Raw genomic sequence first — 26,651 nt, forward strand, 5'->3', positions numbered from 1 at the left:
GCGGAAATGACAAGTCCCCGGGGTCGGTTGCCCCTGATCGGCCGCTGCCGCCAGTAGGGTTCTGCCTGCTGTATCGAGAAGATGTGAGAGATCGGGGAACTGTGGCGCGCGAGGTAGTTGTCGAACTGGTCGACGACATCGACGGAACCGTCTTCGGTGAGGACGGGGAGAGCATCACCTTTTCCGTCAACGGGGTGGATTACGAAATTGATTTGAAAGGCAAGCACGCCAGCAAGTTTCACAAGCAGATCGGATTCTTCATCGAGCACGCCACCCGGGTCGGTGGCCGCAAACGACGTTCCGATCGTTTCGCGGTCTCGGACGCCTCGGTGCGGCGACGCGGGAACGGCAAGGAGATCCGCGCCTGGGCGGCCGAACGGGGCTACGAAATCTCCTCGCGCGGCCGCATTCCCGCCGAGGTGGAGCAGGCGTTCCAGGACGCCCACTGAACGCGAAGGAGCGTTGATGCGATCGCTGCGTAATCCCCGGTACCGGGCCTCGGTGCGCCGAGCGGCGAGCGGCGAGCGGCGAGCGAGCATTGGCTGACCACCAGCAGCCGGGGGTTACGTGGCATGACCGGTGAGCCGGTGGAACTCAGCGACAGCTACCGTCCTCGCCGCCCTGGTCGAAACCACCGGTGGACGGTGGCCGGCGCACACCGCGCGTATCGCCCGCACGCTCCGCCGGCTCGGCATCGACGGCAACACCGAGCAGATGGCCACTGCCATCACCGCTCTGGTAAGCGACCCGGACTGGTCCCACCGCGCCCGCGAGATCACGTCCAGCGCATCGGACTGGTAAGCCGGATTGGCTCATTCACCTGGGTAGATGATATGTCCCCATCGTTGCGGGGCTGAGGAGGATCCAAAGTGCAGGCGTGAGCGTGCGCTGGTGTCGCATGCCGCGATGACCTGTTTCGGTCAGGCCCGGTGCAGATCCTCGTAGATGCGGTTCACTACCGCATCGGCGGACCAGGACGCGTCGAGCACGGTCTCGATCGTGAAAGGCAGCGGGCGCCCGCGGTACCACCCGTGCATGTCCGCCGGGGTGAACTCGGCCGCCTGTGGGCAGGTGGCGTGCCGGTCGAGGGTCTGCTCATACGTCAGGTCGAAGGCGTAGAAGTTGGCGCTATCGGCCGCGGTTGCAAGGCGTTCGAGCTTCCCGCCATACCGGTCCACGTCGAGGATGCCCTCGACGATGGTCGTCCGGGGGTGTTCACCTATGGCGAGCGATGATGCGGGCCTTGGGACCTCCACGAACTGACTGTCCGGTAATCACGCGTAAGAGGGCCTCCAATCACACCTGATTCCGCTTTGCTGCGGGCACAGTCGCGCACTCCAGGCGAACGGTGGTGATCGCTGCAGATCGTTCTGGGTGGGCGCAGACAATCACGAGTCGCGATTCCATCCCGGGTCCTCAATTCGACTCGGTACCGATATCCAGGCCCTCGGTCCGCACCTCTCTACCGACTCCACCACTTCGGCAGCATTGGTCGTGCAACAGGTCGGCGACCGGACAGCCTCGGCACTCGCGCGGCAGAACGCATCCCTGACAATCGACGACGCCGTGGGGTTGGCACTCGGGCAAAGTTCACGCAGCCGAAGCAGACCACCCGGTGAAGTCCCCGCTCACCAAACGGAAGACTCAAATGAGCAACTATCGGCGACCGAGTGATCGCAGCAGCAGACTTCGGCGGTCCTATGCCCTCGCATCGAACCCCGCGGCGGGGTTCCGAAATTTCACAGAACCGCCGCCGCCGGGCCGCCGAACTCGTCTACAGTGCTGTGTCGGCTGTGGGCTTTCGCTCGTGTATCAGATTCCGGGAGTCACCACTACATTTGCGAATCCACCGGAGCGTAGGGCTGCCTGCTCCAGTGCATCGTTGGCTTTCTCGAGGGGAAATGCCGTGTGGTCGAACGCTGTCAAGTCGAGAGTGCCCGCACTAGCCATAGCAGCCATGTCTTCTCCATCGGAAACATCGAACCAGAGGGAACCGATGATGGTGATATTCGCTGTCATCAATCGATACATTTCGAGAGGTAGGGGTGCCTCCATCGCTCCGATACTCACCATTCGGCCACCACGGCGCAACGAGTCGAGACAGTCGAGAGTGAGCTGCGCGGGCGATGTAGCCGAGACGGCGTCGACGAACACATGCGGACCCAGGCCATCAGTTTCTTCCCGCGCCCAGTCCTGGACGTCGTGGTCGCCTACGCGCATGACGCGCACACGCTCGGGATCAAGCTGCCGCAGGCGTTCGAGCAATTCGGTCTTGCGCCCCAACGCAAGGATTCGCGTCGCACCCATGGCCAAGGCGTTGAGCACCGTGCTGACGCCCAGCGTTCCAGTTGCCCCGTTGATGAGAACAGTCTGCCCGGCACGCACTCCGGCCTTGCGCAGGCCCGCATAGGCTGTGCCCAGATACCCAAAACGGCTGGCTTGTTCGAATGTGACGTTCGCCGGGAGAACAATCAGTCCATCGGCGGGAGCCTTCATGTACTCGCACAAGCCTCCGTGCGGGTAGTCGCGGAAGAGCCGTGCGGAACCCGGTCCGAAGCCGAAGTACCCCTGGAAGGTGAAGGCCGGGTCGTTTACAGGTTCGCCGATTCGGGAGGCATGCGAATCGCCCGAATGCCGACCGGGATTCACGTAGACGCGATCTCCCACCTGGACATTCCCAACCTGCGACCCGACTTCAGCCACAACCCCCGCGGCGCCGAGGCCGAAGATGGCCGGGAGTTCGGGAAGCGGGAGGAAAGGATTCTTTTCCGGGTAGACCGATATGACGTTCTTCAAGTTGGGAATCATGTTGCAGGCCTTTACTTCGACCACAACATCGCGCGGCCCGGGCGAGGGCCGCTCCACCTCATCGATGGTGAAATTGTGGCCAATTTCGTGAAGGCGTGCTGCGCGCATCGTTGTCATGCCATTGCCTGTTCTTGTGATCGGTTACTTGATGTCCGTGGTTGGGCCCCAGGGGCAATGCCTCGAGGCATCACGCCGGTGCGAGTGCCTCGAGGAATCGCGATGATTCGCTGACGGTGGCAAATAGCGCCATGGATGCGAGGCTTGCCTCGTGTGCGGTGGGATCGGCGGCCGAACAGAGGTCACCCAGCACCGTGCAGTGATATCCGAGATCGGCTGCCTGCCGTACCGCGGCCTCCACCGAGGCATTGGTCGCGACGCCTGCTACTGCGACAGACGTGATCCCTCGCTGTGTCAGTTCCTCGTGCAACGCCGATCCGGTGAACGGACCCGGGCGCACGTGAGTGAGGACGATGTCGCTTTCGTCGATCGCGATTGCCGAAACGATGTCGGCGGCGGCGGTACCGTCCTTGAACGCACCCATGTCGGTGACCATTTGAAGCAGCGGCATGTTCGCATCGAGATCGGACGAATCTTCGGCGAATGCGATACGAAGGAACACAACGGTCACGCCGGCAGCCCTCGCCGCGCGTGCGAAATCATTCGTGCTCTCGATAATCCGGCAACGCGCGGCTTCTGCAGCAAAGACGCCGCCAAAAGCGCCGTCCGCTTCGACGATGTCCGGTTGCAGGTGCACGAGTATGACCGCGGTTTGGTCGACTGTCACAAGGGCGCCTTTCGAATCGTGACCAGGGCAAACAAATCAAACAGAGGCCCTGTGATGGCGGTAACAATATTCGCCGAAGAGTAGATTCGTCAACACAGAATATTTTCTGCTCTGGGTTATGCTTTGTGCATGGCCCAGCGAGGAGAAGCGCAGACTCTGACGGAGCATGTTCGGGGGCTGTTGCGTCGCGATATTCTGGCGGGAGTCTGGCCGCCCGGGTCTCGACTTCAGCCCGCTGCTTTGGCACGCAACTACGGCACGAGCACGACAGTGATCCGCGAGTCGCTCGCTCGATTGGGGCAGGAGCGCCTTGTGACGGCAAAACCCAATCAGGGCTTCTTTGTCATGAGTCTTTCGCTCCTAGAGCTGCAGGACCTCACATTGGTCCGTTCCCATAACGACACCCTTGCTCTTCGGCTCGCGATCGAGCGCGGCGGCGTGCCGTGGGAGACCGACATCATGAGCGCCTTCCATGTGCTTACACGCACGCCGAGGCGCTCCGCCGAGGATCCCGCGCACACAACCGAAGCCTGGTCCACGGCACACCGCAACTTTCACGTCAAGCTTGTTGAGGCGTGTGGCATTCAGATGCTTGTCGACGCGACTGAGGCGCTTTTCGATACGACCGAGTTGTACCGAAGATGGGCTGCCCCATCTACCGTCGCCAGTAGGAGATCCGTGGATGATGAACATCGGGCGATCCTGGATGCATGCCTCGCAGGCGATGTGGAGATGGCTCAGGACAAGCTGCGCGAGCACTACGAGACATCTCTCCATGTGATCCTCCAAGCTGGTCTCACCGCTGAGCAGAACGTTCGGGCCGATACCGGTTCGATCGATATTCGCGCAACCGCGCGCTGACATTCTTCCCCCGCCTGGTACGAAAACGGAAGTCGATTCTGCTGCAGGATAAGTCGTGAAGATCGAACTGCGGTCAAGGCGCGCGCGGATTCTCGCCTGTGCGAGATAGGGACCTGGGCGCGGGCCGCAGCGTGCTGGTCTCGATGCCGTCCTACGGAATTGTGCCCCTGGGCGACGATTATGTGAGCCGGGGTGGTTTTGCACTGCGCCGAGCTTTCCGACCTACCTATCGCCGACATCCGCGCCTCGCGATGGGCTGCTCGCTCGACACCACTCGAGCAGCCATCAACCTCGCCACGATATATGCGCTGCAGTGCTTTCCGCACATCGGCAATCCTCACCTCGCCTATCGTCGGGCCGCGACGGCGACATTTTCGTCACCGCCGCGGCACGTTTCGTCCTCAGTTGCCTGCTCGGCTACGCAGGTCGAGGGCGATGTCGACGATGAGGTCCTCCTGTCCGCCGACGAGGCCGCGGCGGCCGACCTCGAGGAGGATGGTGCGCACGTCGATGCCGTACCGCCCGGATGCGGCTTCGGCGTGCCGGAGGAAGGACGAGTACACGCCGGCGTAGCCGAGGGTGAGGGTTTCCCTATCGACGCGCACGGGCCGGTCCTGGAGCGGCCGGACGAGGTCGTCGGCAGCGTCCTGGAGGGCGAACAGGTCACTGTTGTGCTTCCAGCCCTGCAAGTCCGCGACCGCGATGAACGGTTCGATCGGGCAGTTACCGGCGCCGGCGCCGTGCCCGGCCAGCGAGGCGTCGACCCGGGTGACACCCTCTTCGACGGCAACAACGGAATTGGCGACCGACAGCGACAGGTTCTCGTGGGCGTGGATGCCGATCTCGGTAGCCTCGTCGAGCACGTCCCGGTAGGCGCGGACCCGGTCGCGGACGCCGTCCATGGTCAACCGGCCACCGGAGTCGGTGACGTAGACACAGTGCGCGCCGTAGGACTCCATGAGCTTGGCCTGGGCGGCGAGCTCGGGTGCGGTGGTCATGTGGCTCATCATCAGGAAGCCGGACACGTCCATGCCGAGTTCCCGGGCCTTGCCGATGTGCTGGGCGGCGACGTCGGCCTCGGTGCAATGAGTCGCCACCCGCACCGACCGCACACCCAGTTGGTAGGCGCGTTCGAGTTCGGCGATGGTGCCGATACCGGGCAGCAGCAGGGTGGTCAGCCGGGCATGGGTGAGGTTGGCGGCGGCGGCTTCGATCCATTCCCAGTCGGTGTTGCTGCCGGGACCGTAGTTCAGCGAGCCGCCGGCGAGTCCGTCGCCGTGGGCGACCTCGATCCCGTCGACCCCGGCGGCGTCGAGCGCGGCCACGATCTTTCCGACGTCGTCGGGGGTGATGCGGTGGCGGACGGCGTGCATGCCGTCGCGGAGGGTGACGTCTTGGATGAACAGCCTGGTGGTCATCGGGTGGCTCCCTGTGCTGCCGTCGGGACGGCGATCGTGTCGGCGACGGACTCGGCGTAGCGCACCGCGGCCGAGGTCATGATGTCGAGGTTTCCGGCGTAGGCCGGCAGGTAGTGTGCGGCGCCTTCGACTTCGAGGAACACCGTCACCTGGTGGGTGGGTGCCGCCGTGTCCCCGGAGGCGAGCAGGGTGTGGACGGGTTGGCCGTCCGGGACCGGGGTGATCTGGACCTGTTGCTTGAGTCGGTAGCCGGGCACATAGGTCGCGACGTGGTCGACCATCGTCTGGATCGAGTCGCGCACCTTGTCGTGGGTGGCCGGGTCGGGAGCGGAGATCAGACACAGGACGGTATCGCGCATGATCAGCGGCGGGTCGGCCGGGTTGAGGACGATGATGGCCTTGCCGCGGCGGGCGCCGCCGACGGTTTCGATGGCGTGGGAGGTGGTTTCGGTGAACTCGTCGATGTTCGCCCGGGTGCCCGGTCCGGCGGACTTCGAGGCGATGGAGGCGACGATCTCGGCGTAGGCGACCGGTGTCACGCGGGAGACGGCGGCGACGATCGGGATGGTGGCCTGACCGCCGCAGGTGACCATGTTGACGTTGGCGGCGTCCCGGTGTTCGTCGAGGTTGACCGCCGGCACCACGAACGGGCCGAGGGCGGCCGGGGTGAGGTCGATCAGCCGTTTGCCGCGCGGTTCGAGCAGGGCGGCGTTGGCGGCGTGTGCCTTGGCGGAGGTGGCGTCGAAGATCACGTCGATCTCGTCGAAGTTCGGCAGCTGAAGCAGGCCCTGGACGCCGCCGGCGGTGGTGGGGACGCCGAGGCGGCGGGCGCGGGCGAGCCCGTCGGAGTCGGGGTCGATACCGACCATCGCGCCCATCTGCAGGACGTCGGAGTGGCGGATCACCTTGATCATCAGGTCGGTTCCGATGTTGCCGGATCCGATCACCGCGACGGTGACCTTGCGGGTGTTCTCGCTCATGGTGCTCACTCCTGGGTGAAGGTTGCGGTGACCGATCCGAGACCGGTGATGTCGGCGCGGACGGTGCCGGCGGTGTCGATGGCGGCCATCGGACCGAGGGCCCCGGACAAGATCACCTGCCCGGCGCGCAGTGGTTGGCCGAACTCGCGTGCGGTGCGCGCGAGCCAGGCCAGCGCCCGCAACGGATCACCGAGACAGGCTGCCCCGGTTCCGGTCGACACCTCGGTGTCGTCGATGAACATCTGCATCTGCGCGGCGACCGGGTCGAAGGAGTCGAGGGTGCGCCGGTCGGCGCCGAGGACGAACAGTCCGCTCGACCCGTTGTCGGCAACGGTATCGCCGAAGGTGATGTCCCACCCGGCGATTCGGCTGTCGACGATCTCGAGGGCGGACACCGCGTAGTCGACGGCGGCGCGGATCTGGGCGTCGTCGAGCGGCCCGTCCACCAGATCGCGGCCGAGGACGAACGCGATCTCCGCCTCCACCTTCGGCTGCAGCAGACGCGACAGCGGGATCGGGGTTGTCTCCGTGCAGTGCATGTCGTCGAACAGCACCCCGAAGTCCGGTTGGTCGACGCCGAGCTGCTGCTGGACCGCCGGGGAGGTCAGGCCGATCTTGCGGCCGACGACGCTCGCTCCGGCGGCGATCCGGCCGGCGACGATCCGCTCCTGGACGGCGTACGCGGCGGCGACGTCGTCGGCACCGATCAGGTCGCGGACCGGCGCGCACGGCGTGGAAGTTGCGGCGGCGGTGCGGAGCCGCTCGGCGGCGTCGGCGATCGCGTCGGCGGTGGCCCGCGCCGTGGGGGGCAGGCTGGTGCCCTGAGGTGTGCTCATCTGACTTCCCGATGTGATCGTGGGGAATGGACTGTGGTTCCACTGTTGCCGCGGGGCGACCGCGCGCCAAGCATTGCGTTCCACTGAGCCGAACACGCGCCGTATCGTGGGCGTGAGCGCCGGCGGCAACGGAGGTGATGTTCGCAGTGTCCGATCAGGAGTTCGACCGCACAACGGTGCTGGGCAAGGTGATGATGGTGCTGCACGCGTTCACCATCGACGACTCGACCCTGTCGCTGGCCGAACTGGTCCGGCGGACATCCATCCCGAAAGGCACGCTGCACCGCGTCCTCACCGACATGGTGGCAGTGCGGATGCTGGACCGCACCGATGCCGGCTACCGGCTCGGCGGCTCGTTATTCGAGCTGGGCATGCGGGCGTCGGTCGAGCGCAGCCTGCTCGAGGTGGCGATCCCGTTCATGGAGGACCTGTACGTGCGCACCCACGAAACGGTGCACCTGGGCGTCCTCGACGGCACGGAGGTCGTGTACCTGTCCAAGATCGGCGGCCATCGGCAAGCCAGCGCACCATCGAGGATCGGGGGCCGGATGCCGTTGCACTGCACCGCAATCGGCAAGGTACTGCTTGCCCACGCCGACAATGCCCTCCGAGAGCAGGTGCTTTCCGCTCCACTGGCCCGCTACAGCCCGCGGACCATCATCCTGCCCGGACCGCTGCGCACCCAGCTCGACCGCATCGCCGCCGAGGGCATGGCCTACGAATACGAGGAATCCGCCACCGGAATCGTGTGCATAGCCGCCCCTGTCCGCGAGAGTGAGGACGTCGTCGCCGCGATCAGCGTGACGGGTCCCTCTCATCGCTTCCGGCCGGACACGCATGCAACCTCGGTCCGCGCAGCCGCCGACGGCATCGGTGTGATGCTCTCTCGGCGAACACAGCTTTTTGCCGACACGCGAACCAGCCCGTAGGCCCTTCGGCCTAGCAGAGAGGTCAACGACGACACCCTCGATGCAACTAGACGTCTAGAATGCTAGTTGCTTTAATGGTTTGGTGCTCAATCATTTGGTGGTCGCCCTTCGTCGTCGTTCCCCTGACTGCGTCATCGCACCGTCGCTACGTGCCGGCGTCGCGGTGGGTGTTCCGCTGGTGGGTGCCATGATGGCGGGCTGGCACCACTGGGTGCCCTATCTCGCGCTTGGCTCGCTGGTGGCCCTGTATGGGAAGAACGAACCATATCGCCGGCGGGCGGGAACCCTCACCGGTGTCGGTATCGGACTGGTGTTGGCCGTAGGTGCCGGTGTGTGGGTTGCCGGTTCGGTTACCCATCCCGCCGCGCGCTTGTTGATGATCGGGGTTGCGGCCGCGGTGGCCAAGCTCTTGTGCGATGCAGGCGCTTCCGGGCCTCCGGGAGGATTGATTCTCGGTTTCGCCTGCGCCACCACCGCGTATCTCCCGCCGCCGGTTCCGTCGGTGGTGGCGGTCTTCGCCGCTACCTCGGCGGGAGCGTTGTTTGCCTGGGTGGTGTGTATGTGTGGATGGGTGTTCGATCCGTGGGGTCCGGCGCGGGTCGCGGTCGCGAATGCGTTGCGATGCGCTGCGACGATCTCCCGGTCCGACGAGGCCCGTGCCCGGCACACAGCCGCACTGGCGGTGCACTCTGGCTGGTTGGCTCTGGCGGCGTCGCGTCCACGGCGTGCCGGTGTTCACGGCATGCTCGTCCGCTTGAATGCTGCCGCCGAATCGGTTGTGCTGAATCCGGCATCGCCAGACACCGCGCGAGGTCACCAGCTGGAATCGGCGGCGGCACGAATCCTGCGGCGGCGGCCACCGAATCTGCCGGATCTGCCTGCGCCACCGTTTCTGAACGCATTCACGGATTCTCCGGGGTCTGTGATGCTTCGGTCACGGTCGATGGTTGCCGCGCTGCACCCGCGGTCACTGATGATGCCGGGCGCGGTGCGCGTGTTTCTCGGCGCCGTGGTCGCCGGCGGCGTGGCGCAGGCACTGCACCTCGGCCACGGCTACTGGGCTTCGGTGACGGCGATTGCGGTGTTGTCGGTTCCCAGCGCCGTCGCCAGCGTGCATCGCGCCGTGCAGCGCACACTCGGTACCGGGGTGGGACTGATCCTGGCGTTGCTGGTGCTGTCGACGGTGTCCTCCCCGCTCTGGGTGTCCGTCATCGTCGTCGGGTGTGTCATCGTGGGGGAGATCTTCGTGGTCTACAACTATGGGTACGGGATGGTGTGGATCACCCCGACTGCTGTGTTGCTGACCGTGTTGGCCGTGCCGGCCGGGCCCGCGGACCTGACGGGTGATCGCCTGCTCGCCACCGCTGTCGGTGGGCTGGTTGCGCTGGGATGCGTACTCGCTGTGCGAAACCGAAGGTCGATACGTGCGCTGGAGTGCGCGATACGTGCCTGCGAAAAGGCGGTCGCCGAACCACGCGGTGAGCAACAGCGGCGGAAGTTGGTTCCCCTGGTCGCAGCGGCACGTGATGCGTACGAGATCGTCCGGGGTGAGCACTCGATTCGTGATGTACCGGATGAGGAGGTCGTCCGTCGCTTCGAGCGGGAGTTCGCATACTCCTGAGGTCGTCGCCGGGCGACGTCGACACAGTGGGGTACGACCATGGGCGCGGAGCGAATACCGGCCTGCCTTCATAGTGCTTTTCGATCTCGCGTCCGTAACTCAGTTTCGCGGATGCGGAACGGGACCATGGCCCTGGGGACCAGGCACGACACCACCAGCCCTGGTCCCGATCCACCGCCACGAACGAATGCAAAAACGGGGTGATCGACCGCCGCCGGCTGCGTACCTGTCGCGCCGGGGTGATTGAAGGACGTCGTCCACGTCCCCCTCCGGCGGCCGTCATGTGGTGAGGCTGTGGGGAGGTGAGCGACGGCGGGCCCGTGTCGGGTGTGCGGCCGGAGCCGTCGACGGTTGTCCCGGGCGAAGGCCCCCACCCGGGGCGGTCCGTACCCGGTGATCACGGCAGTTCCAGGCCCGGAGTGGCGGCAGCGACCCAAGCCAGGGTGCACCGCTCTACCGGAGGAAAGTATCGAGCACTGCCGTTCTAGAGTGCCAATATTCTTCATTGAAGTGATCTGGACCACTTCGTGGTCGCCTGGATTAAATCGATAACCAGGTGCTACCTGGGGATATGTAAATAGTTTGAAATAGTTCCGGCAAGCCTCTTTCTTGTTGGGGGAGCAACTGGCATGCTAGTTGTAGTGATACCGATCACCCAGGAAGGCCAATGTGCCCTGGGTCCACAGAGAGTTTGAGAAGGTGCAATGGAGACTTCAGCCTTGCCTGCCCCGGCATTCGTGCCGTTCCCCGATGACGGCAGCGGTTACGACACCGATGTCGTGATCGTTGGCCTCGGGCCCGCCGGCGGCACGGCCGCCCTGGCCCTGGCCACGTACGGGATCCGAGTCCACGCTGTCTCGATGTTTCCGTGGGTGGCGAACTCCCCCCGGGCGCACATCACGAACCAGCGCGCCGCCGAGGTTCTCCGCGACCTGGGCGTGGAGGAGGAAGCGCGGCGATATGCGACGCCGTGGGACCAGATGGGGGACACGCTGTTCACCACGAGCCTGGCTGGTGAGGAGATCGTCCGACTTCAGACCTGGGGTACCGGTGACCTGCGCTACGGCGACTACCTGACCGGCAGCCCGTGCACGATGCTGGACATTCCGCAGCCGCTGATGGAGCCGGTACTCGTCAAGAATGCCGCCGAACGCGGCGCGGTCGTGAGCTTCCACACGGAATACCTCGACCACGTCCAGGACGAGGACGGCGTGACCGTCCGCTTCCGTGATGTCCGCTCCGGGCACGTCTTCGAGCAACGCGCCCGGTACCTGCTGGGCTTCGACGGCGCGCGTTCGAAGATCGCCGAGGAGATCGAGCTTCCCTTCGAAGGCGAACTTGCCCGCGCGGGTACTGCCTACATCCTCTTCAACGCGGACTTGAGCAAGTACGTCGCGCATCGCCCGAGCATCCTGCATTGGATCGTGAACTCGAAGGCCGGTTTCGGTGAGATCGGTATGGGTCTGCTGCGGGCCATCAAGCCGTGGAACCAGTGGATCGCCGGCTGGGGATTCAACATGGCCGACGGTCAGCCCGACGTGTCCGACGAGGTTGTCCTCGAACAGATTCGGACACTGGTCGGCGACCCCGATCTCGAGGTCGAGATCGTGTCGCGGTCTTTCTGGTACGTCAATCAGCAGCATGCCAACCACTACCAGTCCGGCCGGGTCTTCTGCGGCGGCGATGCCGTCCACCGGCACCCACCGAGCAGCGGACTGGGGTCGAACACGTCGATCCAGGATGCGTTCAATCTGGCCTGGAAGGTCGCGTTCGTGGTTAAGGGATACGCCGGTGATGGTCTCCTCGAGTCCTACTCGCCCGAGCGGGTACCGGTCGGCAAGCAAATCGTCGCCCGCGCCAACCAGTCCCGCAAAGACTACGCAGGACTGCGCGAATGGTTCGACTACGACAGCGACGACCCGGTCAAGGCCGGCCTGGCGAAGCTGAAGGACCCCTCGCCCGAGGGTGTCGCCCGACGCGAACGCCTCTACGAGGCACTGGAATTGAAGAACACCGAGTTCAACGCCCAGGGTGTCGAACTCAACCAGCGTTACGAGTCGGACGCGGTCGTACCCGATCCTGACGCCGACGACGAAGAGTGGGACCGCAACCGAGAACTGTATCTGCAGGCGACCACGCGGCCCGGCGCCAAGCTGCCCCACGCGTGGCTGGTCGGAGCGGACGGCACGCGCATCTCCACCCTCGACGTCACCGGGAAGGGGATGATGACCCTTCTGACCGGAATCGGTGGCCAGGCGTGGAAGCAGGCCGCCGCCAAACTGGACCTGCCGTATCTGCGCACCGTGGTGGTCGGTGAGCCCGGAACCATCGACCCCTACGGTTACTGGCGGCAGGTTCGCGAAACCCACGAAGCCGGCGCCATTCTGGTCCGCCCCGACGGTTACGTCGCATGGCGGCACAGCGCCCCGGTCTGGGACGACGCCGAAGCAGTCCAGCACCTGGAAACCGCGCTGGCCAGTGTCTTGGACCGGTCGGCGGAGCAGTCCACCGACAGCGAGACGGCCATCGCGAGCGACTCGGGCCGTTCGACTCCGCCGCAGTACAGCACCGCGGCGATGCCGATCGCCGTTCCTCAGGCCACACCTGAGGACGCGTCGGCGGTCGCGGGCACGCAGAGCAATGTCATCACAGCCGAGGGAGGCAACAACTGATGTCCCGTCCATACACCAGCGTTTGGGACGACCTGAACCAGGTCGAGTTCAGTCAGGGATTCTTGCAGGCGGGGCCGTACCGGACTCGGTACCTGCACGCCGGTGACGAGTCCAAGCCCACGCTTTTGCTGCTGCACGGCATCACCGGCCACGCCGAGGCGTACGTGCGGAACCTGGCCGCCCATGCCGAGCACTTCAACGTCTGGGCGATCGACTTCATCGGCCACGGCTACAGCAGCAAGCCCGATCATCCCCTCGAGATCAAGCACTACATCGACCAGGTCCAGCACGTTCTCGAGGCTCTGGGCACCCAAAAGGCGTACTTCAGTGGTGAGTCCCTCGGTGGCTGGGTCACCGCGCGGTTCGCGGCAGATCACCCCGACCGGGTCGAGCGGATCGCCCTGAACACCATGGGCGGGACGATGGCCAACCCGAAGGTGATGGAACGCCTTTACACCCTGTCGATGGAAGCGGCGAAGGACCCGAGCTGGGAACGGGTCAAGGCCCGACTCGAGTGGCTGATGGCCGACCCGACCATGGTCACCGACGACCTGATCCGCACCCGGCAGGCGATCTTCCAGCAGCCGGACTGGCTCAAGGCCTGCGAGATGAACATGGCCCTGCAGGACCCGGAAACCCGCAAACGCAACATGATCACCGACGACGACCTCCGTTCCATCCAGGCCGAGGCTCTCGTCGTCTGGACCACCAAAGACCCCTCCGGTCCGGTTGACGAGGGCAAGCGCATCGCCTCGCTGATCCCCAATGCCCGGCTCGCCGTGATCGAAAACTGCGGGCACTGGCCGCAGTACGAGGACGCCGCCACCTTCAACCGGATTCATCTGGATTTCCTGCTCGGTCGCGACAACGCCGCGTCCGGCGAAACCCGCATCACCGCCGGACAGGAGTAGCGATGTCCCTCGCGCTGCTCGCGATGAGCCACAGCCCCCTGCTCGAGCACGCCGAACTGCCTGCCGACGTGTCGGCGGAACTCAACACGGCGTTCGAGCAGGCCCGCGCGTTCGTCCGCGACTACGACCCCGACATCATCGTCAACCTCGCCCCCGACCACTACAACGGCTTCTTCTACACCCTGATGCCGGCGTTCTGCATCGGCTATGCGGCCGAGAGTATCGGCGACTACGGCAGCCAGGCCGGTCGGCTCGACGTGCCCGAGGAGATCGCCCGCGGCCTCGCCGAGTACGTCATCGATCAGGGCATCGACCTTGCGGTGTCCCTCGACATGCAAGTGGACCACGGTGCGGTGCAGCCGATGGAAGTGCTCTACGGGGACATCGCGGCCAAACCCGTCGTCCCGGTCTTCCTCAATTCCGTTGCGCCGCCGTTCACCCCGGTCAAGCGTGTGCGGATGCTGGGGGAGGCCATCGGCGGGTTCCTGCCTGGTCTGGACAAGAAGGTCCTTCTCATCGCATCCGGTGGCCTTTCCCACGACCCGCCGGTTCCCCGCCTGGCGACGGCCACTCCCGAGCAACGCCGCGCGCTGCTCGGGCAGGGCGGCCCGATCACGCCGGAAGCGCGGGCCGCACGCCAGCAGCGAGTGATCGACGCGGCCCGCGACTTCGCGGCAGGCACCGCCGTCATCCAGGACCTCGCCCCGGACTGGGACCGGGAACTGATGCGCATCCTCGCCTCCGGCGATCTCTCGCCCCTCGACGCCTGGAAACCCGACGAGATGACCAAGATCGCCGGCAACTCCTCGCACGAGGTCCGCACCTGGATCGCCGGATACGCCGCACTCGGTACCGCCGGCAGCTACACGGTTCAGTACAGCTACTACCGACCCATCCGGGAACTCATCGCCGGATTCGGCCTGACCACGGTGACTCTGGACTGAGCCGAAGGTCCACCCGTGGTGACCACACCATGGGTGGACCACCGTCGTAGGCACACGTCAACGCCATCCGGTCGGCGAAGGCCCGGTATCTGATGTGGTGTGGTGGGGTGACCGCATCACACCGAGCGGGATTCCCATTGCACGACAGCCAGGCAGAACTCAGGTCCGGGCCGCCCCGCCGAGGCACGTAACATCTCGCTTGAGCAGCCAGCACGGTGCCGCGAGAACAAGAGTGCGAGGAGAAACGATGAGCGAGCCAATCGCGTCTGGCCGACCGGGGCAGAGGCTCGGTCACGTCGTGCTCGAACAGCTGAAAGAGCGCATTCTCGACGGGAAGTACAAGCCCGGCTCCCGGATCTCGATCGAGGAAGTCCGCGCAGAGTTCGGTGTCAGCAAGCAACCGGTCATGGATGCGATGCGGCGCCTGGAATCGATCGGAATCGTGCAGATCGTTCCGCAGAGCGGGTGCCGCGTCGAGTCATACACCAGCTGGGAGGTCGAGGACTTCTTCCGCCTCTTCGGGAGCTTCGAAAGCGAGATCGCCGCCGCTGCCGCCGCCCGCCGCACCCCCGCTCAGCTCGACGAACTCGACGAGGCCTGGCGCCGCATCGAGGAATTGAATACGTGCACCGACAGCGTCGAGCGGGCGCGCAGATATCGCGGCCTCAACCGAGAATTCCATCTCGTCATCCATCGCATGGCCCACTCACGGGTAATGGCCGAACAGAGCAAACGCATGTGGGACATGTCCGACTTCCTCATCAACACGGCAGGACCCCCACATCCTCTCGCGGACGCCATCGTGGATCGCAACCACGATCACGACGTCATTCGCACCGCGATCCGTCAACAGCGGGTCGAGGTTGCGCGGGCAGCGATGGGCTCCCATATCACCGGAACGATCGACCACGTCAAACCTGGTCCAGTGGCACCGAGCCCGGCCGGGCCCGCTCACGGCACCCCCTGACCGAATCCACGACAATCCGGGCGTATTCGCTGACGGCAGTTCGGCTTCGCAAGTAGAACGCGTATGGCTGCAGCGGGTCACAGGCGGTTGCCGTTGGTGGCGTCGATGACTTGCCCGGTGATGGCACCGGCCGCGTCGCTGACGAGAAATGCCACGATGTTGGCGATGTCGGCGGCGGTCGCGAGAGTGCGCAGGGCTGTGGAGCGCGCGGCAGCGGTGCGTGCCTGGTCGTTGCGGCGGAGCCAATGCGCGTTCATATCGGTATCGAGCGCAGCCGGAGCTACGGCGTTGACGGTGATACCGCGCTCACCGACAGCGGCGGCGAGGGTGCGCGTGAACACCTCGATCGCTCCCTTGGTCATGGCATAGCTGATGACTTCGGGTCGGGCGTAGCGGGCGGATCCGGAGGAGATGTTGACGATCCGTCCGCCGTTGCGCATGCGGGGCAGGGCCTGCTGGGTCACGAAGAACGGGGCGCGCTGGTTGAGAGCGACGTGGTGGTCGAAGTCGTCCGCAGTGACGTGCGCGATCGCTCCGCGGCGGTTGATGCCGGCATTGTTGACGAGGATGTCGAGACCCCGGTCGATCCCGAGATCGTCGAGGGCGCAGTCGAACTGCTGTAGAAGCTCTGCGGGACCGTCGGGTCGAGTCAGGTCGGCGCGGACCGCCGCCGCCCGGCCTCCGTCGGCCGTGATGTCGTCGACGACCGCGGCTGCGGCCGCGCAGTCGGATCCGTAATGGATGATCACGGTGACACCGGTGGCGGCCAACGCATGTGCGATGGCCGCCCCGATGCCCCGACTCGCCCCGGTGACCAGGGCGACTCGCCCACTTGTATGCATTCCTGTGTGTCAGCTGCGGCCGAGGAGGAAGTCCAGGTGCAGCTTGTTGAAGGTGGTGGTGTCCTCGTACTGCGGCCAGTGCCCGCAGTTCTCCATGATCGCCAGCGTCGCTCCGGGGATGTGAGAGGCGATCCGCTTGGCCTCGTCCACTGGGCCCGAGGGGTCCTTGGTAGTCCACAGCACCATCGCCGGGGCGCTGATACCTTCCAGAGTCTGGTCGGTGATCATGTTGCGTTTGCGGGTTTCCGGGTCCTGCAGGGCCATGTTCATCTCGCAGGCCTCGAGCCAGTCCGGCTGCTGGAAGATCGCCTGCCGGGTGCGGATCAGGTCGTCGGTGACCATGGTCGGGTCGGCCATCAGCCACTCGAGTCGGGCCTTGACCCGTTCCCAGCTCGGGTCCTTCGCCGCTTCCATCGACAGGGTGTAAAGGCGTTCCATCACCTTCGGGTTGGCCATCGTCCCGCCCATGGTGTTGAGCACGATCCGCTCGACCTTCTCCGGGTGATCGTATGCGAATTGGGCGGTGACCCAGCCGCCGAGCGACTCACCGGAGAAGGACGCCTTCTCGACACCGATGGCGTCCATGAATTGCAGGACGTGGTCGATGTAGTGCTTGATCTCGAGGGGATGATCGGGCTTGCTGCTGTAGCCGTGGCCGATGAAGTCGATCGCCCAGACGTTGAAGTGCTCGGCATGGGCGGCCAGGTTCCGCACGTACGCCTCGGCGTGGCCGGTGATGCCGTGCAGCAGCAAAAGCGTGGGCTTGGACTCGTCACCGGCGTGCAGGTACCGGGTCCGGTACGGCCCCGCCTGCAAGAATCCCTGACTGAACTCGACCTGGTTCAGGTCGTCCCAAACGCTGGTGTACGGTTGCGTGCTCAAAGCATGCTCCAATCCTGATTGAAAAGTGTTGTTGTTCCGGCTGATTAGCTCGAAACGGCGTCGCTGTTAGTCGCCGACCCGCACTTCGTCTGCCTTGGTGTGCAGCGCGGACGCCGTCGTGGCCGAGGACGTGGGAGGTGCGGTGGTGGCCTGGTCCTGTAGAAGCTGACGGGCGGCGCCTTTGCGACCCCAGCCACCAGGCAGGAAGATCACCGAGATGATCGAGATTGCCGAGACGATCAGTAGGTAGGTGACGATCGCATCGCTGGAACCGGTGGAGGTGTACAGCGCGGCTGCGATGGTCGGGGCGAAGGCGGACCCGCAGAGCTGGGAGAGGGTGTAGCCCGTGGAGACGCCGCTGTAGCGCACGTCGGCGTCGAAGATCATGGTGAACAGGGATCCGGTCACGCCGGCCGCGGGTGCCATAGCGATGCCGAAGATCATCACCTGGGCGAGCATGAACAGCCAGGGATTCCCGGTGTTGATCAACGCGAACGCCGGCGCGATCACCACACCCATCAGCACGGCGCCGAGCAGGTACATCGTCTTGCGGCCGAAGGTGTCCGACAGCGACCCGAACACCGGGTACAGCACCACGGCGACGAGGCCGGCGACGAATACCCCGGCCAGGGCGGAGGTGCGGCTGATCCCGGCGACAGTGGTGCCGTAGGAGACCAGATAGGCCATGCAGATGTAGGCGAACACGCCCTGAGAAAGGTAGGTGCCGGCGACGAGAAGGATTTCCTTCCAATGCTTGCGGAACGCTTCGGCGATCGGCATCCGCACCACCTCGGCGCGTTCCTTGACCGCCGCGAAGTCGGGGCTCTCGGTGAGGGAGAGTCGGATGAACAGCCCGATGATGATCAACACCGCGCTGAACAGGAACGGCAAACGCCAACCCCAGGAGAGGAACTGCTCGTCCGACAGCTGGGAGACGGCGAAGAACGCCAGCGTCGCGATACTGGTGCCGGCGGGGGCGCCCATCTGGGAGAAGGAACCGAAGAACCCCTTCTTGGCCTGTGGGGCGTGCTCGACCGCCATCAACGTGGCGCCGCCCCACTCGCCGCCGACGGCGAAGCCCTGGACCAGGCGTAGCAGGGTGAGCAGGATCGGGGCCGCGACACCGATCTGCGCATAGGTCGGCAACAACCCCATCAGCATCGTCGCCACACCCATGCCGACGAGGGAAATCACCAGCATCTGTTTGCGGCCGACCCGGTCACCGAAATGCCCGAACACGATGCCGCCGAGGGGGCGGGCGAGGAACCCGACACCGAAGGTGGCGAACGAGAGCAGGATCCCGATCGACGAGGAGACCTCGGGGAAGAACAACTTCGGGAACACCAGCGCCGCGGCGGTGCCGTAGATGAAGAAGTCGTAGTACTCGACCGTGGTGCCGATGAAACTGGCCATCGCCACCCGTAGTGGTGTCGTCGTGGCGCTCTTGGTCGGTGTGGGGGTAGTGCTCACAGCGAGACCTCTCCGATCCGCGAACCGAACCTGGCCGGTACCGCGTGGGCAAACAGGGGCGAAGCGGTCGTCATCGCCGCTCCTTTCTCGGGACGTCGCGAAGCGAACCCCGCAACTGGAATGCTAGTCGTCTAGAAGTGAAGCTACGGTAGCGATTGTTGTGATGCAAGTCTCTTCCGGGAAGGGGCCGTCGGGGCCACCGCCCGCGTCGACCGTGCTGACGGCCATCGGGTCAGGTCAGCGGCAAGAAGGCGGGTTTCGGGAGCCACACTGAACGGGGCGGGAGTGCCCGCCACTCCGGAGGGTCCAGGCGTGGGCCTCCCGGAACATCTACCGCGCGGTGTCGCGTTCTTGGACCGTGGCGAGCAACTCCAGCCAGAACTCGTCGAGCACGGCGGATCGACGGCGTGCGAGTCGGATCGCCGCGATGGACCAGCGCAACTCCGCGTCGAGCACCGGTAGCACCCGAAGGTCGTCGCGGGCTGCGACCAGGAAGTCGGGAACAATCGCGATCCCCAGGCCGGCGGCGACGTACTCGGGCACGTCGGCGGGATCGGCGACCTCGGCGACGACCTGGCGTGCGAGCCCGGCCCGGCCGAACGCCGCATCCGTAATCGACCGATTCGCCTGCCCGAGCGGAGATTCGATCCATCTACGGTCGGCGATCTCGGCCAACCGCAGGGCTTGATGAGGGTGGAGTGCGTCGCCGACGCCGACGGCGCACACCAAGGCGCCGGTGCACAGGGGCGTGACGAGCAGATCTCGGGCCTGCTCGTCGGTCAGATCTCCGGACGCGATGATCGCGTCCAGCTCGGACCTGCGCAGCCGCTCGACGAGGCCGGCGCTGCCGATCGCGTCGGAGAGCACCCGAATACCCACGCCGGGATGAGCGGCGTTCAAACGGGCGAGCGCCCGGGGCAGCGGGATCGGTCTGATCGAATTGATGACCCCGACCGTCAGTTGCCCGGACAGGGTCCGGTCGGCGTCTTGGACGACCCGCCGGGCCAAGGCGGCGCGGGCAATCAGCGCGCGCGCCTCGGGGACCAACGCCCGGCCCGCCGTGGTCAGCGATGCGGTACGGGATGTCCGATCGAAAAGCTGCACGCCGAGATCCCGCTCGAGTGCGGTGATTCCGGCGCTGATCGTGGACTGCACGAAACCCAGCCTGGCTGCGGCACCGGCAAAGGTCCCCGCGTCGACGACACCCAGGAACATCTCGACTCGGCGAAGATCCATACCCTAATCATCGGCTATTCCGAACGAATTTATCGAAAACCATCGTTGGACACGAACCGTCCATACGATCGACGATGCTGGGGTGGAACAGGCGAGAACCAGTCGAGCGAGGTCAATCACGATGCAGCTCAGCGAACGACAACGCGCGATCCTGGACGGCGCCGAGGGTGCGGTCATGGCGAAGGTGCTGCGCACCGTGGTGCAGTACGGCGAAATATTCGGTGCAGGCCGCCTGGCCGGCCTCGACGGTCCCGTGCACGTGGTGACGTCGATGGGCATGACCGGGTTCGAGGCCGTCTTCGATCTCCTCGATCAGCTGATCGAGGCCGGACTGACTACGCAGGAACCGTTCACGGTCGACCCACGTCCGTACGATCTCGACGGGGTGGACTACACGGCCACCGAGAAGCAGGCCCTGCTCGAGCTCTACAAGCACCAGGACCGGTACGAGGATCAGCTGCGCGCGCTCGGCATGAAGGACGACCGGTCCTACTCGTGTACCGCCTATCTGTCCGAGGTGGGGAACACGCCCTCCGCCGGTGACGTGCTGGCCTGGGCCGAATCGTCCGCGGTGGTGTACGCGAACTCGGTGCTGGCGGCGCGTTCGAATCGGAACTCGGCACTGATCGAGCTGATGTGCGGAATCGCCGGATTCACACCCGAATTCGGGCTCCTACTGGACGAGCGGAGAAAGGCCACCTATCTGGTGGAGGTCAGAACCTCCGCGCTGCCGCCCGCCACGGTTCTCGGGTCCGCGGTCGGCCGCGCCGTCGTCGGCGACGTACCCTTCGTCGCCGGGATCGACCCCCACCTCGGCGACCTGAACGATCCGGCAACGCAGGACTATCTCAAGGACTTCGGCGCCGCCACGGCGTCCAACGGCGCGGTCGGCCTCTTCCACGTCGAAAACCTGACCCCGGAGGCAAGAGGTCACGGCCGCGACCTGCTGACCGACGACTACCGCCGAATCGTGATCGACGACCAAGCCCTCGCCGATCTCGTCGCCGACTACCCCGTGCTCTGGGAAAAAGAAGATGCCGAACCCGAAACCGCCCTGATCGGGTGCCCCCATCTGTCCTTGAACCAGCTGTGCACAGTCACTGACACCATCCTCACCGCGCTCGAGGCTGTCGGCCGCACCACGGTGGCGATGCGGACGGTGCTCAGCGCCGCACCTGCAGTGGTCGCCACCTTCAGGACCGAGCACAGCCAGTCGTTCGAGCGCGCGATCACTGCGGGAGTGAACATCGCGTCCATGTGCCCCGCGCTGCACATGAACACCCCTGCGACCGCCTCGCGGCCGGTGATCACCAACTCCAACAAGCTCCGCACCTACACCACCAGCCGGTTCCTGGCCGATCACGACGTCCTCGACCGCATCGCCGCACCCCCCGCCCGCCGACAGGAGCAGACCCGATGAATACGTTCACCGGCCGGGTGATCACCGCCGGGACCATCAGCGGCGACAGCGTCGTCACCCGGCAGGGCTTCAACACCCTCGCCAGCTACTTCCAGGGCATCACCACCGCCAGCCCCGTCTGCCACGACCAGAACAACCCGGACCTGTACCGAAAGGTGATCGGCGGGAAGATCCTCTGCCTACCCCAAACCATCGGCTCCACCACCGGCGGCATGGTCCTCCAGTGCGCCGCCAGCGTCGGAATCGCACCCGCTGCCATGCTCTACTCCGAGCACATCGACACGATCTCCGCTGCCGGCATCGTCCTGGCCGACATCTGGGACGACAACCGCATCATCGCAATCGACCAACTCGGCCCGCGGTTCCTGGATGTGGTCCGCGACGGTCAGCGCATCGACATCGACCTCGACGGGACCGTCACCGTGCACTGAGGATGGGCTCAGGACACTGCCGAGGCGGATTCGTTGCGGATGACCGCGATCGTTCCGACAATATGGCGTTCCATCGCCGCGCGGGCACCGGCCGCATCGCGGTTGCGCAACGCCTCGGTGATCTCGCGGTGATCGTGCTGGCGGTCGGGCAGTGCACTGGAGAGGGGATTGGTGATGCCGGTGGTGTTGATCAGGAAGTCCGACAGGTCCCACATCCGCTGGCTCGTCTCCGCCATGATCCGGGAGTGCGCCATCGTGTGGATCGCCGCGTGGAATTCTCGGTTGTGCACCCGGTACCCGTGGGCGCGCACCACCGGATCGGAGGATTCCGCAAGCGCGTCCACCCGCGAGGAGATCAAATCCAACTCCAGCAGCTGCGCCTCGGTCCGCCGCGCGGCGGCCACCGCGGCGATGGTTCCCTCGAAGCCCCCGAACAAGGTGTAGAAGTCCTCCACCTCGCGCTCGCTGTACGCCACCACCTCACAGCCGACCTGGGGCACGATGTGCACCAGCTTGTCGCTCGAGAGGCGGCGAAGCGCGTCCATGATCGGCTGCTTGCTCACCCCGAACTCCTGGCGAATCGCCTCGACCACGATCTTTTCTCCCGCGCCGTAGCGACCCTCGAGAAGCCGGGACTTGAGAATGTCGTACAGGGCGGATGACAACCGCGCACCCGAGATGCGGCTCTGTTCCAACAGGGCGGCAGCCTCGCTTCCCGTGCCGGTATAAGCGGTGCTCATCGATTTATGCCCTCCGTCGGCGGCCCGGTCATAGTTCCCTCGATTCTGCGTGTTCGCGCAGCAACTTGCATTCTAGTACTTGTGGCGTGAGTCACTATGAGGTACGTTCGTCTGGAACGCTAGCATGCCAATTCGGTTGGGTGTTGGAGTTTGACCAGCTCATCGGGTCGAGGCGATCGACCCGTTCTGTTGGATGCCCCGCCGATCCCCGGCACGCCGACATCGGTTGGAGCGAGACACCATCACTCGTCAGCTCGGGCCCGCGGCCGGGGCGAGGTGCCCCTCCAACGACCACGGGCAGAGCAAGGAGAAGGACATGGAATTTTGTATCGGCACCTGCGCCAAGATCGATCAGGTCGCAATGGTGAAACAGGCCGAGGACCTCGGGTTCTCGCACTTCGGTGTCGGCGAGGGCCCCCTGCTGTTTTCCGACCCCTACCAATTCCTCGCGCTCGCAGCTACGCAAACCAGCACGATCGCGCTCGGCACCATGGTCACCAACCCGCTGACCCGGATCGCCCCGGTCACCGCGAACTCCATGGCCACCCTCAACGCCCTGGCTCCGGGACGAACATTCCTGGGTATCGGCACCGCCAACAACGCGCTGCGCTCGATGGGTAATCGCACCGCGAAGATCTCCGAACTCACGCACGCCATCGAAGTCTCCCGAGAACTGATGGCCGGACGCCGCGTCACCCACAACTGGCTCGGACAGTCCCGGGAAGTGGAGTTCCTCGACAAGGAGAGCGGCTTCTACAACGTCACCGACCACATCCCGATCTGGGTGGCCGCCGGCGGACCGCGCGGACTGGCCGAAGCCGCCAAGTACGCCGACGCCGTCGTCTACTGCCTGGGTCCGAATACCGACATGATCGGCCTGATCCGCCGCGAACTCGACAAAGCGGTCGCCGACGCCGGCCGAGCTCCCGGTGCGGTCAAACTCGTCTCCCTGTCGTGGTTCTACCAACTCGAGAACGGTGAGACCTGGGAAGACGGTGTCACCAACGGCTTCGGCTCCGGCCCCATCAGCTCGTGCATCACCAACGCCGGCCTGATGGACCAGCACCGCGACGAACTCGGCGACTCCATCGTCGACGCCTCCCTCACCGCAGCCCAGCAGTACCTCGGTGACCCGAAGGCCCCAGACCAGCCGCACTACCTCGACGTCTGGGCGAAGTACCTGCGCGGACTCGACCCTCGGCACCGCCCGATCATCACCAAGGAACTCGTCGACTACTGGTGCCTCTACGGATCCCCCGGCCAACTGCGGGACAAGGCTGCCCTGATGCGCCAAGCCGGTGTCGACATCCTCCAGGTGTTCTTGTCCAACCCCTTCACCGCTGCCCGTGACATCGACAACATCGGGCACTCGATCCTCGCCCACGCGTAAACCCGCATCCCGAATCAGGAGCTATTGATGGAACTCGACCCCCGCACCACCGCCGTTGTGGCAGTCCACTGCCAGGGTGACATCGTCGGCCCCGCCGGCGCCTTCGCCGACTTCTTCCACCAACAGGTGAGCGAACGCCGCGTCATCGACCAGATCGCCGCGCTCATCGCCGCAGCCCGCGAAGCCGGCACCCCCGTGGTCTACACCCGGGTCGCATGGAAGCCGGACTTCTCCGACCTCGAGGTGAATTCACCGCTACTGGGAATCGTCGCCCAGGCCGGATGCCTCAAGGACGGAAGCGAACTCGCCGAGATCGTCGAACCCCTCGCCCCGGGTGACGGTGACATCGTGCTCACCCATCAGCGCGTCGGCGGCTTCGCCGGTACCGACCTCGACGCCACCCTCCGGGACAGGGGCATCACCACCCTGCTCTTCGCCGGTGTGGCCACCAACGCCTCTGTCGAGGGAACAGCCCGTGTGGCAAGCGATCTCGGCTACCGAACGGTCATCGTCGAAGATGCCTGCTCGGCGGCCACCCCCGAAGCGCACGAGGCGAGCATCAACTCCCTCGGCCTGCTCGCCGAGATCACCACCGTCGACGAGGTCCGCACCGCCCTGACCGAGGCAGTCACCGGCACCCCCGCCTGACCACACCCTCCCGGGCACTGGTGCGGCCGCTTCCACACCGCCGCACCAGGCTTCGCCGTACCCATAATCACGTTCTTCCACCCCGAACAGCCTTCACCTTCAGGAGTTTTCGTACATGAAGACCATGCGCGTCGCCCGCCTCCACGAGATCAACCAGCCGATGAAGATCGAGGAACTCCCGATCCCCGAGCCGCGGCCCACCGATGTGCTGGTACAGGTCAAGGCCTGCAACGTGGTTCCGAACCTGAGCAACGTGCTCGCCACCTACAGCGAATGGTTCCCCTACCTTCCGCTTCCGAAGCTGCCCGCGATCTTCGGACTCGACTCCGCCGGCGTCGTCGCCGCCGTAGGCAGCCACGTCACCGACATCGCCGTCGGCGACCGCGTCTACGTCAACCCGGGAATCTCCTGCGGCGGCTGCCGCGCCTGCCGGCAGGGCGAAGACCAGAACTGCGACAAATACACCTTCATGGGCTACTTCTCCTTCGGTGCCGAAGGCCAGCAAATCTTCGACGCCTACCCCTACGGCGGCCTCGGTGAATACCTGACTGCGCCGCAACGCAATCTAGTCAAACTCCCCGACGCCGTCAGCTTCGAGGAAGGCGCCCGATTCGGCTACCTCGGCACCGGTTACTCCGCGCTACGCAAGGCCGGAGTCGGCCCCGGCTCGACCGTCCTGATCGACGGGATCTCCGGCACCCTGGGACTGGGCACCTGCCTGAGCGCCCTCGCACTCGGCGCGAGCCGAATCTTCGGAACCGGCCGCAATGCCGACCTGCTCGAAGACGTCCGCGCCATTGCTCCCAGCCGCATCCACGTACTTCCCGCCGGCGAAGGGGAATTGCGCAGCTGGGTGCGCGAGCTCAACGACGGCGAGGGCGTCGACGTCGTGATCGACTCGCTCGGCCCCGGTGCACCGGCAGAATCGTTCCTCGACGCCATCACCGCGCTCCGCCGCGGCGGCATCGCGGTCGACATCGGCGGCATGATGGAACGACCCGCGCTGGACATGTTCTCCATGATGTGCTCGCAGGTCAGCGTCCTCGGCAGCCTCTGGTTCTCCACCGCGGAAGCCCAGGACATGGCCGATCTCGCCGGCGCAGGTGCCCTCGACCTCTCGGTGTTCGAGCACCACAGCTTCCCGCTCGAGAAGATCAACGAAGCACTCGCCGACCTGCCCGCCCGGCACGGTGGTTTCACCAACTTCATCAGCGTCCCCTGATATCGCGGTCGGTACCCCGCACCCCAGCAGTGACGGGGGCGGGGTACCGACCCTCTCTGCTGGAGTGCAACGATGCGGGCCTTTCGAACCGTAAATCACCAGGAACTACCCACACAGGGGGCGAACTGGCGGGTCAATGCACTGTGCCGGATCATCAGTCCCGCGTTGTTCTTCCACCCGGCCAACGAACGCGGACAACAACGACGTAAGCGGATCTCGGAGGCGAAGAAGATCTGCTCCCGGTGTCCCGTCATCGAGGCGTGCCGCGACTATGCGCTCACCGCCGGAGAACCCTTCGGCATCTGGGGTGGGATGTCCGAGGAAGACCGCGACCACGTACTTGACCGGGGCCGTGCCGGCAAACCCGGCAGACGCGGCGCCGAGGCGTAGAGCGAACCCTCTGACAAACCGGAGTACACATGCCGATTCTCATCCTTCACGCCATGATCGCCGGGTCTCAGCGTCCTGAGTGAGTGGTTATCGGCGCCGCTGAAGAAGCCCGCAGCCGCACTCGCCCATACACAGACGGTCCTCCGGTGGGTCGCACTAAGGGCTTGTGATGAATTAATCTAGCTCGGTTCGGGCGTGTCGTCGGGTGCGGGGTGGAGTGTGTAGTTCCACTCGCCGTGGAACTCGTGG

The 26,651-nt window shown here is 65.3% G+C and carries 26 protein-coding genes; 15 read left to right on the plus strand and 11 right to left on the minus strand.

Annotated elements, in window-relative coordinates:
- The first annotated feature begins 101 nt into the window (after window positions 1-101).
- Together ACFVJ3_RS38775 and ACFVJ3_RS38780 are read left to right on the plus strand one after the other, a co-directional pair.
- Complete coding sequence (locus ACFVJ3_RS38775; protein WP_378457127.1) at window positions 102-449, plus strand: Lsr2 family protein; 348 nt, start codon at window positions 102-104, stop codon at window positions 447-449.
- 130 nt (window positions 450-579) lie between these two features.
- On the plus strand, window positions 580-801 hold the full coding sequence (locus ACFVJ3_RS38780; protein WP_378457103.1) for a hypothetical protein: 222 nt from the start codon (window positions 580-582) through the stop codon (window positions 799-801).
- A gap of 119 nt (window positions 802-920) precedes the next feature.
- Here the strand turns inward: ACFVJ3_RS38780 and ACFVJ3_RS38785 are convergent, their stop codons facing one another.
- The 3 genes from ACFVJ3_RS38785 to ACFVJ3_RS38795 all read right to left on the minus strand — a co-directional run bounded on the left by ACFVJ3_RS38785 (window position 921) and on the right by ACFVJ3_RS38795 (window position 3,592).
- On the minus strand, window positions 921-1,256 hold the full coding sequence (locus tag ACFVJ3_RS38785) for a hypothetical protein (protein WP_378457104.1): 336 nt from the start codon (window positions 1,254-1,256) through the stop codon (window positions 921-923).
- Between the two features lie 556 nt (window positions 1,257-1,812).
- The gene (locus ACFVJ3_RS38790) at window positions 1,813-2,925 is read right to left on the minus strand and encodes an alcohol dehydrogenase catalytic domain-containing protein (RefSeq protein WP_378457105.1); all 1,113 of its coding nucleotides are present in this window, start codon (window positions 2,923-2,925) and stop codon (window positions 1,813-1,815) included.
- Window positions 2,926-2,995: 70 nt separating this feature from the next.
- Window positions 2,996-3,592 carry a cysteine hydrolase family protein gene (locus ACFVJ3_RS38795; protein ID WP_378457106.1) on the minus strand — a complete coding sequence of 199 codons (597 nt, stop codon included), beginning with the start codon at window positions 3,590-3,592 and terminating at the stop codon, window positions 2,996-2,998.
- A gap of 129 nt (window positions 3,593-3,721) precedes the next feature.
- Between ACFVJ3_RS38795 and ACFVJ3_RS38800 the strand changes: the two genes are divergently transcribed.
- Window positions 3,722-4,453: a GntR family transcriptional regulator gene (locus ACFVJ3_RS38800; protein WP_378457107.1), complete on the plus strand. Its 732-nt coding sequence runs from the start codon at window positions 3,722-3,724 to the stop codon at window positions 4,451-4,453.
- 401 nt (window positions 4,454-4,854) lie between these two features.
- Here ACFVJ3_RS38800 and dmpG read toward each other — a convergent pair whose 3' ends face one another.
- From dmpG to ACFVJ3_RS38815, 3 genes are read right to left on the minus strand one after another with little or no spacing between them, the layout of a single operon-like run.
- A complete protein-coding gene (gene dmpG, locus ACFVJ3_RS38805; RefSeq protein ID WP_378457108.1) occupies window positions 4,855-5,871 on the minus strand; it encodes a 4-hydroxy-2-oxovalerate aldolase in 1,017 nt (338 codons plus the stop codon).
- The gene (locus ACFVJ3_RS38810; protein WP_378457109.1) at window positions 5,868-6,851 is read right to left on the minus strand and encodes an acetaldehyde dehydrogenase (acetylating); all 984 of its coding nucleotides are present in this window, start codon (window positions 6,849-6,851) and stop codon (window positions 5,868-5,870) included. The genes dmpG and ACFVJ3_RS38810 overlap by 4 nt, the downstream gene beginning before the upstream one ends.
- A 5-nt stretch (window positions 6,852-6,856) precedes the next feature.
- Window positions 6,857-7,687 carry a 2-keto-4-pentenoate hydratase gene (locus ACFVJ3_RS38815; protein ID WP_378457110.1) on the minus strand — a complete coding sequence of 277 codons (831 nt, stop codon included), beginning with the start codon at window positions 7,685-7,687 and terminating at the stop codon, window positions 6,857-6,859.
- 146 nt (window positions 7,688-7,833) lie between these two features.
- Between ACFVJ3_RS38815 and ACFVJ3_RS38820 the strand changes: the two genes are divergently transcribed.
- From ACFVJ3_RS38820 to ACFVJ3_RS38845, 6 genes are all read left to right on the plus strand, one after another.
- Complete coding sequence (locus tag ACFVJ3_RS38820; RefSeq protein WP_378457111.1) at window positions 7,834-8,616, plus strand: IclR family transcriptional regulator; 783 nt, start codon at window positions 7,834-7,836, stop codon at window positions 8,614-8,616.
- An 82-nt stretch (window positions 8,617-8,698) separates the two neighbouring features.
- On the plus strand, window positions 8,699-10,237 hold the full coding sequence (locus ACFVJ3_RS38825) for an FUSC family protein (protein WP_378457112.1): 1,539 nt from the start codon (window positions 8,699-8,701) through the stop codon (window positions 10,235-10,237).
- Between the two features lie 704 nt (window positions 10,238-10,941).
- Window positions 10,942-12,909: an FAD-dependent monooxygenase gene (locus ACFVJ3_RS38830; RefSeq protein ID WP_378457113.1), complete on the plus strand. Its 1,968-nt coding sequence runs from the start codon at window positions 10,942-10,944 to the stop codon at window positions 12,907-12,909.
- The gene (locus ACFVJ3_RS38835; RefSeq protein ID WP_378457114.1) at window positions 12,909-13,820 is read left to right on the plus strand and encodes an alpha/beta fold hydrolase; all 912 of its coding nucleotides are present in this window, start codon (window positions 12,909-12,911) and stop codon (window positions 13,818-13,820) included. Before ACFVJ3_RS38830 ends, ACFVJ3_RS38835 begins: the two co-directional genes overlap by 1 nt.
- Window positions 13,821-13,822: 2 nt before the next feature.
- Window positions 13,823-14,764 (plus strand): 3-carboxyethylcatechol 2,3-dioxygenase, encoded by a 942-nt coding sequence (locus ACFVJ3_RS38840; RefSeq protein ID WP_378457115.1) that lies wholly within the window; start codon window positions 13,823-13,825, stop codon window positions 14,762-14,764.
- A gap of 247 nt (window positions 14,765-15,011) precedes the next feature.
- On the plus strand, window positions 15,012-15,731 hold the full coding sequence (locus ACFVJ3_RS38845) for a GntR family transcriptional regulator (RefSeq protein WP_005245204.1): 720 nt from the start codon (window positions 15,012-15,014) through the stop codon (window positions 15,729-15,731).
- A gap of 77 nt (window positions 15,732-15,808) precedes the next feature.
- On the opposite strand, the gene ACFVJ3_RS38850 is transcribed toward ACFVJ3_RS38845, so the two are convergent.
- From ACFVJ3_RS38850 to ACFVJ3_RS38865, 4 genes are all read right to left on the minus strand, one after another.
- Window positions 15,809-16,573 (minus strand): SDR family NAD(P)-dependent oxidoreductase, encoded by a 765-nt coding sequence (locus ACFVJ3_RS38850; RefSeq protein WP_378457116.1) that lies wholly within the window; start codon window positions 16,571-16,573, stop codon window positions 15,809-15,811.
- Between the two features lie 9 nt (window positions 16,574-16,582).
- Window positions 16,583-17,455 (minus strand): alpha/beta fold hydrolase, encoded by an 873-nt coding sequence (locus ACFVJ3_RS38855; RefSeq protein ID WP_378457117.1) that lies wholly within the window; start codon window positions 17,453-17,455, stop codon window positions 16,583-16,585.
- Between the two features lie 66 nt (window positions 17,456-17,521).
- Window positions 17,522-18,868, minus strand: coding sequence for an MFS transporter (locus ACFVJ3_RS38860; protein ID WP_378457128.1), 1,347 nt, complete (start codon window positions 18,866-18,868; stop codon window positions 17,522-17,524).
- A gap of 387 nt (window positions 18,869-19,255) precedes the next feature.
- Entirely contained in the window at window positions 19,256-20,161 is a 906-nt protein-coding gene (locus tag ACFVJ3_RS38865) for a LysR family transcriptional regulator (RefSeq protein ID WP_378457118.1), read from the minus strand.
- A 121-nt stretch (window positions 20,162-20,282) separates the two neighbouring features.
- On the opposite strand from ACFVJ3_RS38865, the gene ACFVJ3_RS38870 reads away from it, so the two are divergent.
- Together ACFVJ3_RS38870 and ACFVJ3_RS38875 are read left to right on the plus strand one after the other, a co-directional pair.
- A complete protein-coding gene (locus ACFVJ3_RS38870) occupies window positions 20,283-21,581 on the plus strand; it encodes an aconitase X (RefSeq protein WP_378457119.1) in 1,299 nt (432 codons plus the stop codon).
- The gene (locus ACFVJ3_RS38875) at window positions 21,578-22,012 is read left to right on the plus strand and encodes an aconitase X swivel domain-containing protein (RefSeq protein ID WP_378457120.1); all 435 of its coding nucleotides are present in this window, start codon (window positions 21,578-21,580) and stop codon (window positions 22,010-22,012) included. The genes ACFVJ3_RS38870 and ACFVJ3_RS38875 overlap by 4 nt, the downstream gene beginning before the upstream one ends.
- An 8-nt stretch (window positions 22,013-22,020) precedes the next feature.
- On the opposite strand, the gene ACFVJ3_RS38880 is transcribed toward ACFVJ3_RS38875, so the two are convergent.
- The gene (locus ACFVJ3_RS38880; protein ID WP_378457121.1) at window positions 22,021-22,752 is read right to left on the minus strand and encodes a GntR family transcriptional regulator; all 732 of its coding nucleotides are present in this window, start codon (window positions 22,750-22,752) and stop codon (window positions 22,021-22,023) included.
- A gap of 316 nt (window positions 22,753-23,068) precedes the next feature.
- Between ACFVJ3_RS38880 and ACFVJ3_RS38885 the strand changes: the two genes are divergently transcribed.
- The 4 genes from ACFVJ3_RS38885 to ACFVJ3_RS38900 all read left to right on the plus strand — a co-directional run bounded on the left by ACFVJ3_RS38885 (window position 23,069) and on the right by ACFVJ3_RS38900 (window position 26,402).
- Entirely contained in the window at window positions 23,069-24,142 is a 1,074-nt protein-coding gene (locus ACFVJ3_RS38885; RefSeq protein WP_378457122.1) for an LLM class flavin-dependent oxidoreductase, read from the plus strand.
- A gap of 27 nt (window positions 24,143-24,169) precedes the next feature.
- On the plus strand, window positions 24,170-24,790 hold the full coding sequence (locus ACFVJ3_RS38890; RefSeq protein WP_378457123.1) for a cysteine hydrolase family protein: 621 nt from the start codon (window positions 24,170-24,172) through the stop codon (window positions 24,788-24,790).
- Window positions 24,791-24,905: 115 nt separating this feature from the next.
- A complete protein-coding gene (locus tag ACFVJ3_RS38895) occupies window positions 24,906-26,012 on the plus strand; it encodes an alcohol dehydrogenase catalytic domain-containing protein (RefSeq protein WP_378457124.1) in 1,107 nt (368 codons plus the stop codon).
- A gap of 72 nt (window positions 26,013-26,084) precedes the next feature.
- On the plus strand, window positions 26,085-26,402 hold the full coding sequence (locus tag ACFVJ3_RS38900; protein WP_378457125.1) for a WhiB family transcriptional regulator: 318 nt from the start codon (window positions 26,085-26,087) through the stop codon (window positions 26,400-26,402).
- Window positions 26,403-26,651: the final 249 nt, after the last annotated feature.

Origin of the sequence: Rhodococcus sp. NPDC127593, from assembly GCF_042671975.1 — a bacterium.
Taxonomy (GTDB): domain Bacteria; phylum Actinomycetota; class Actinomycetes; order Mycobacteriales; family Mycobacteriaceae; genus Rhodococcus_F.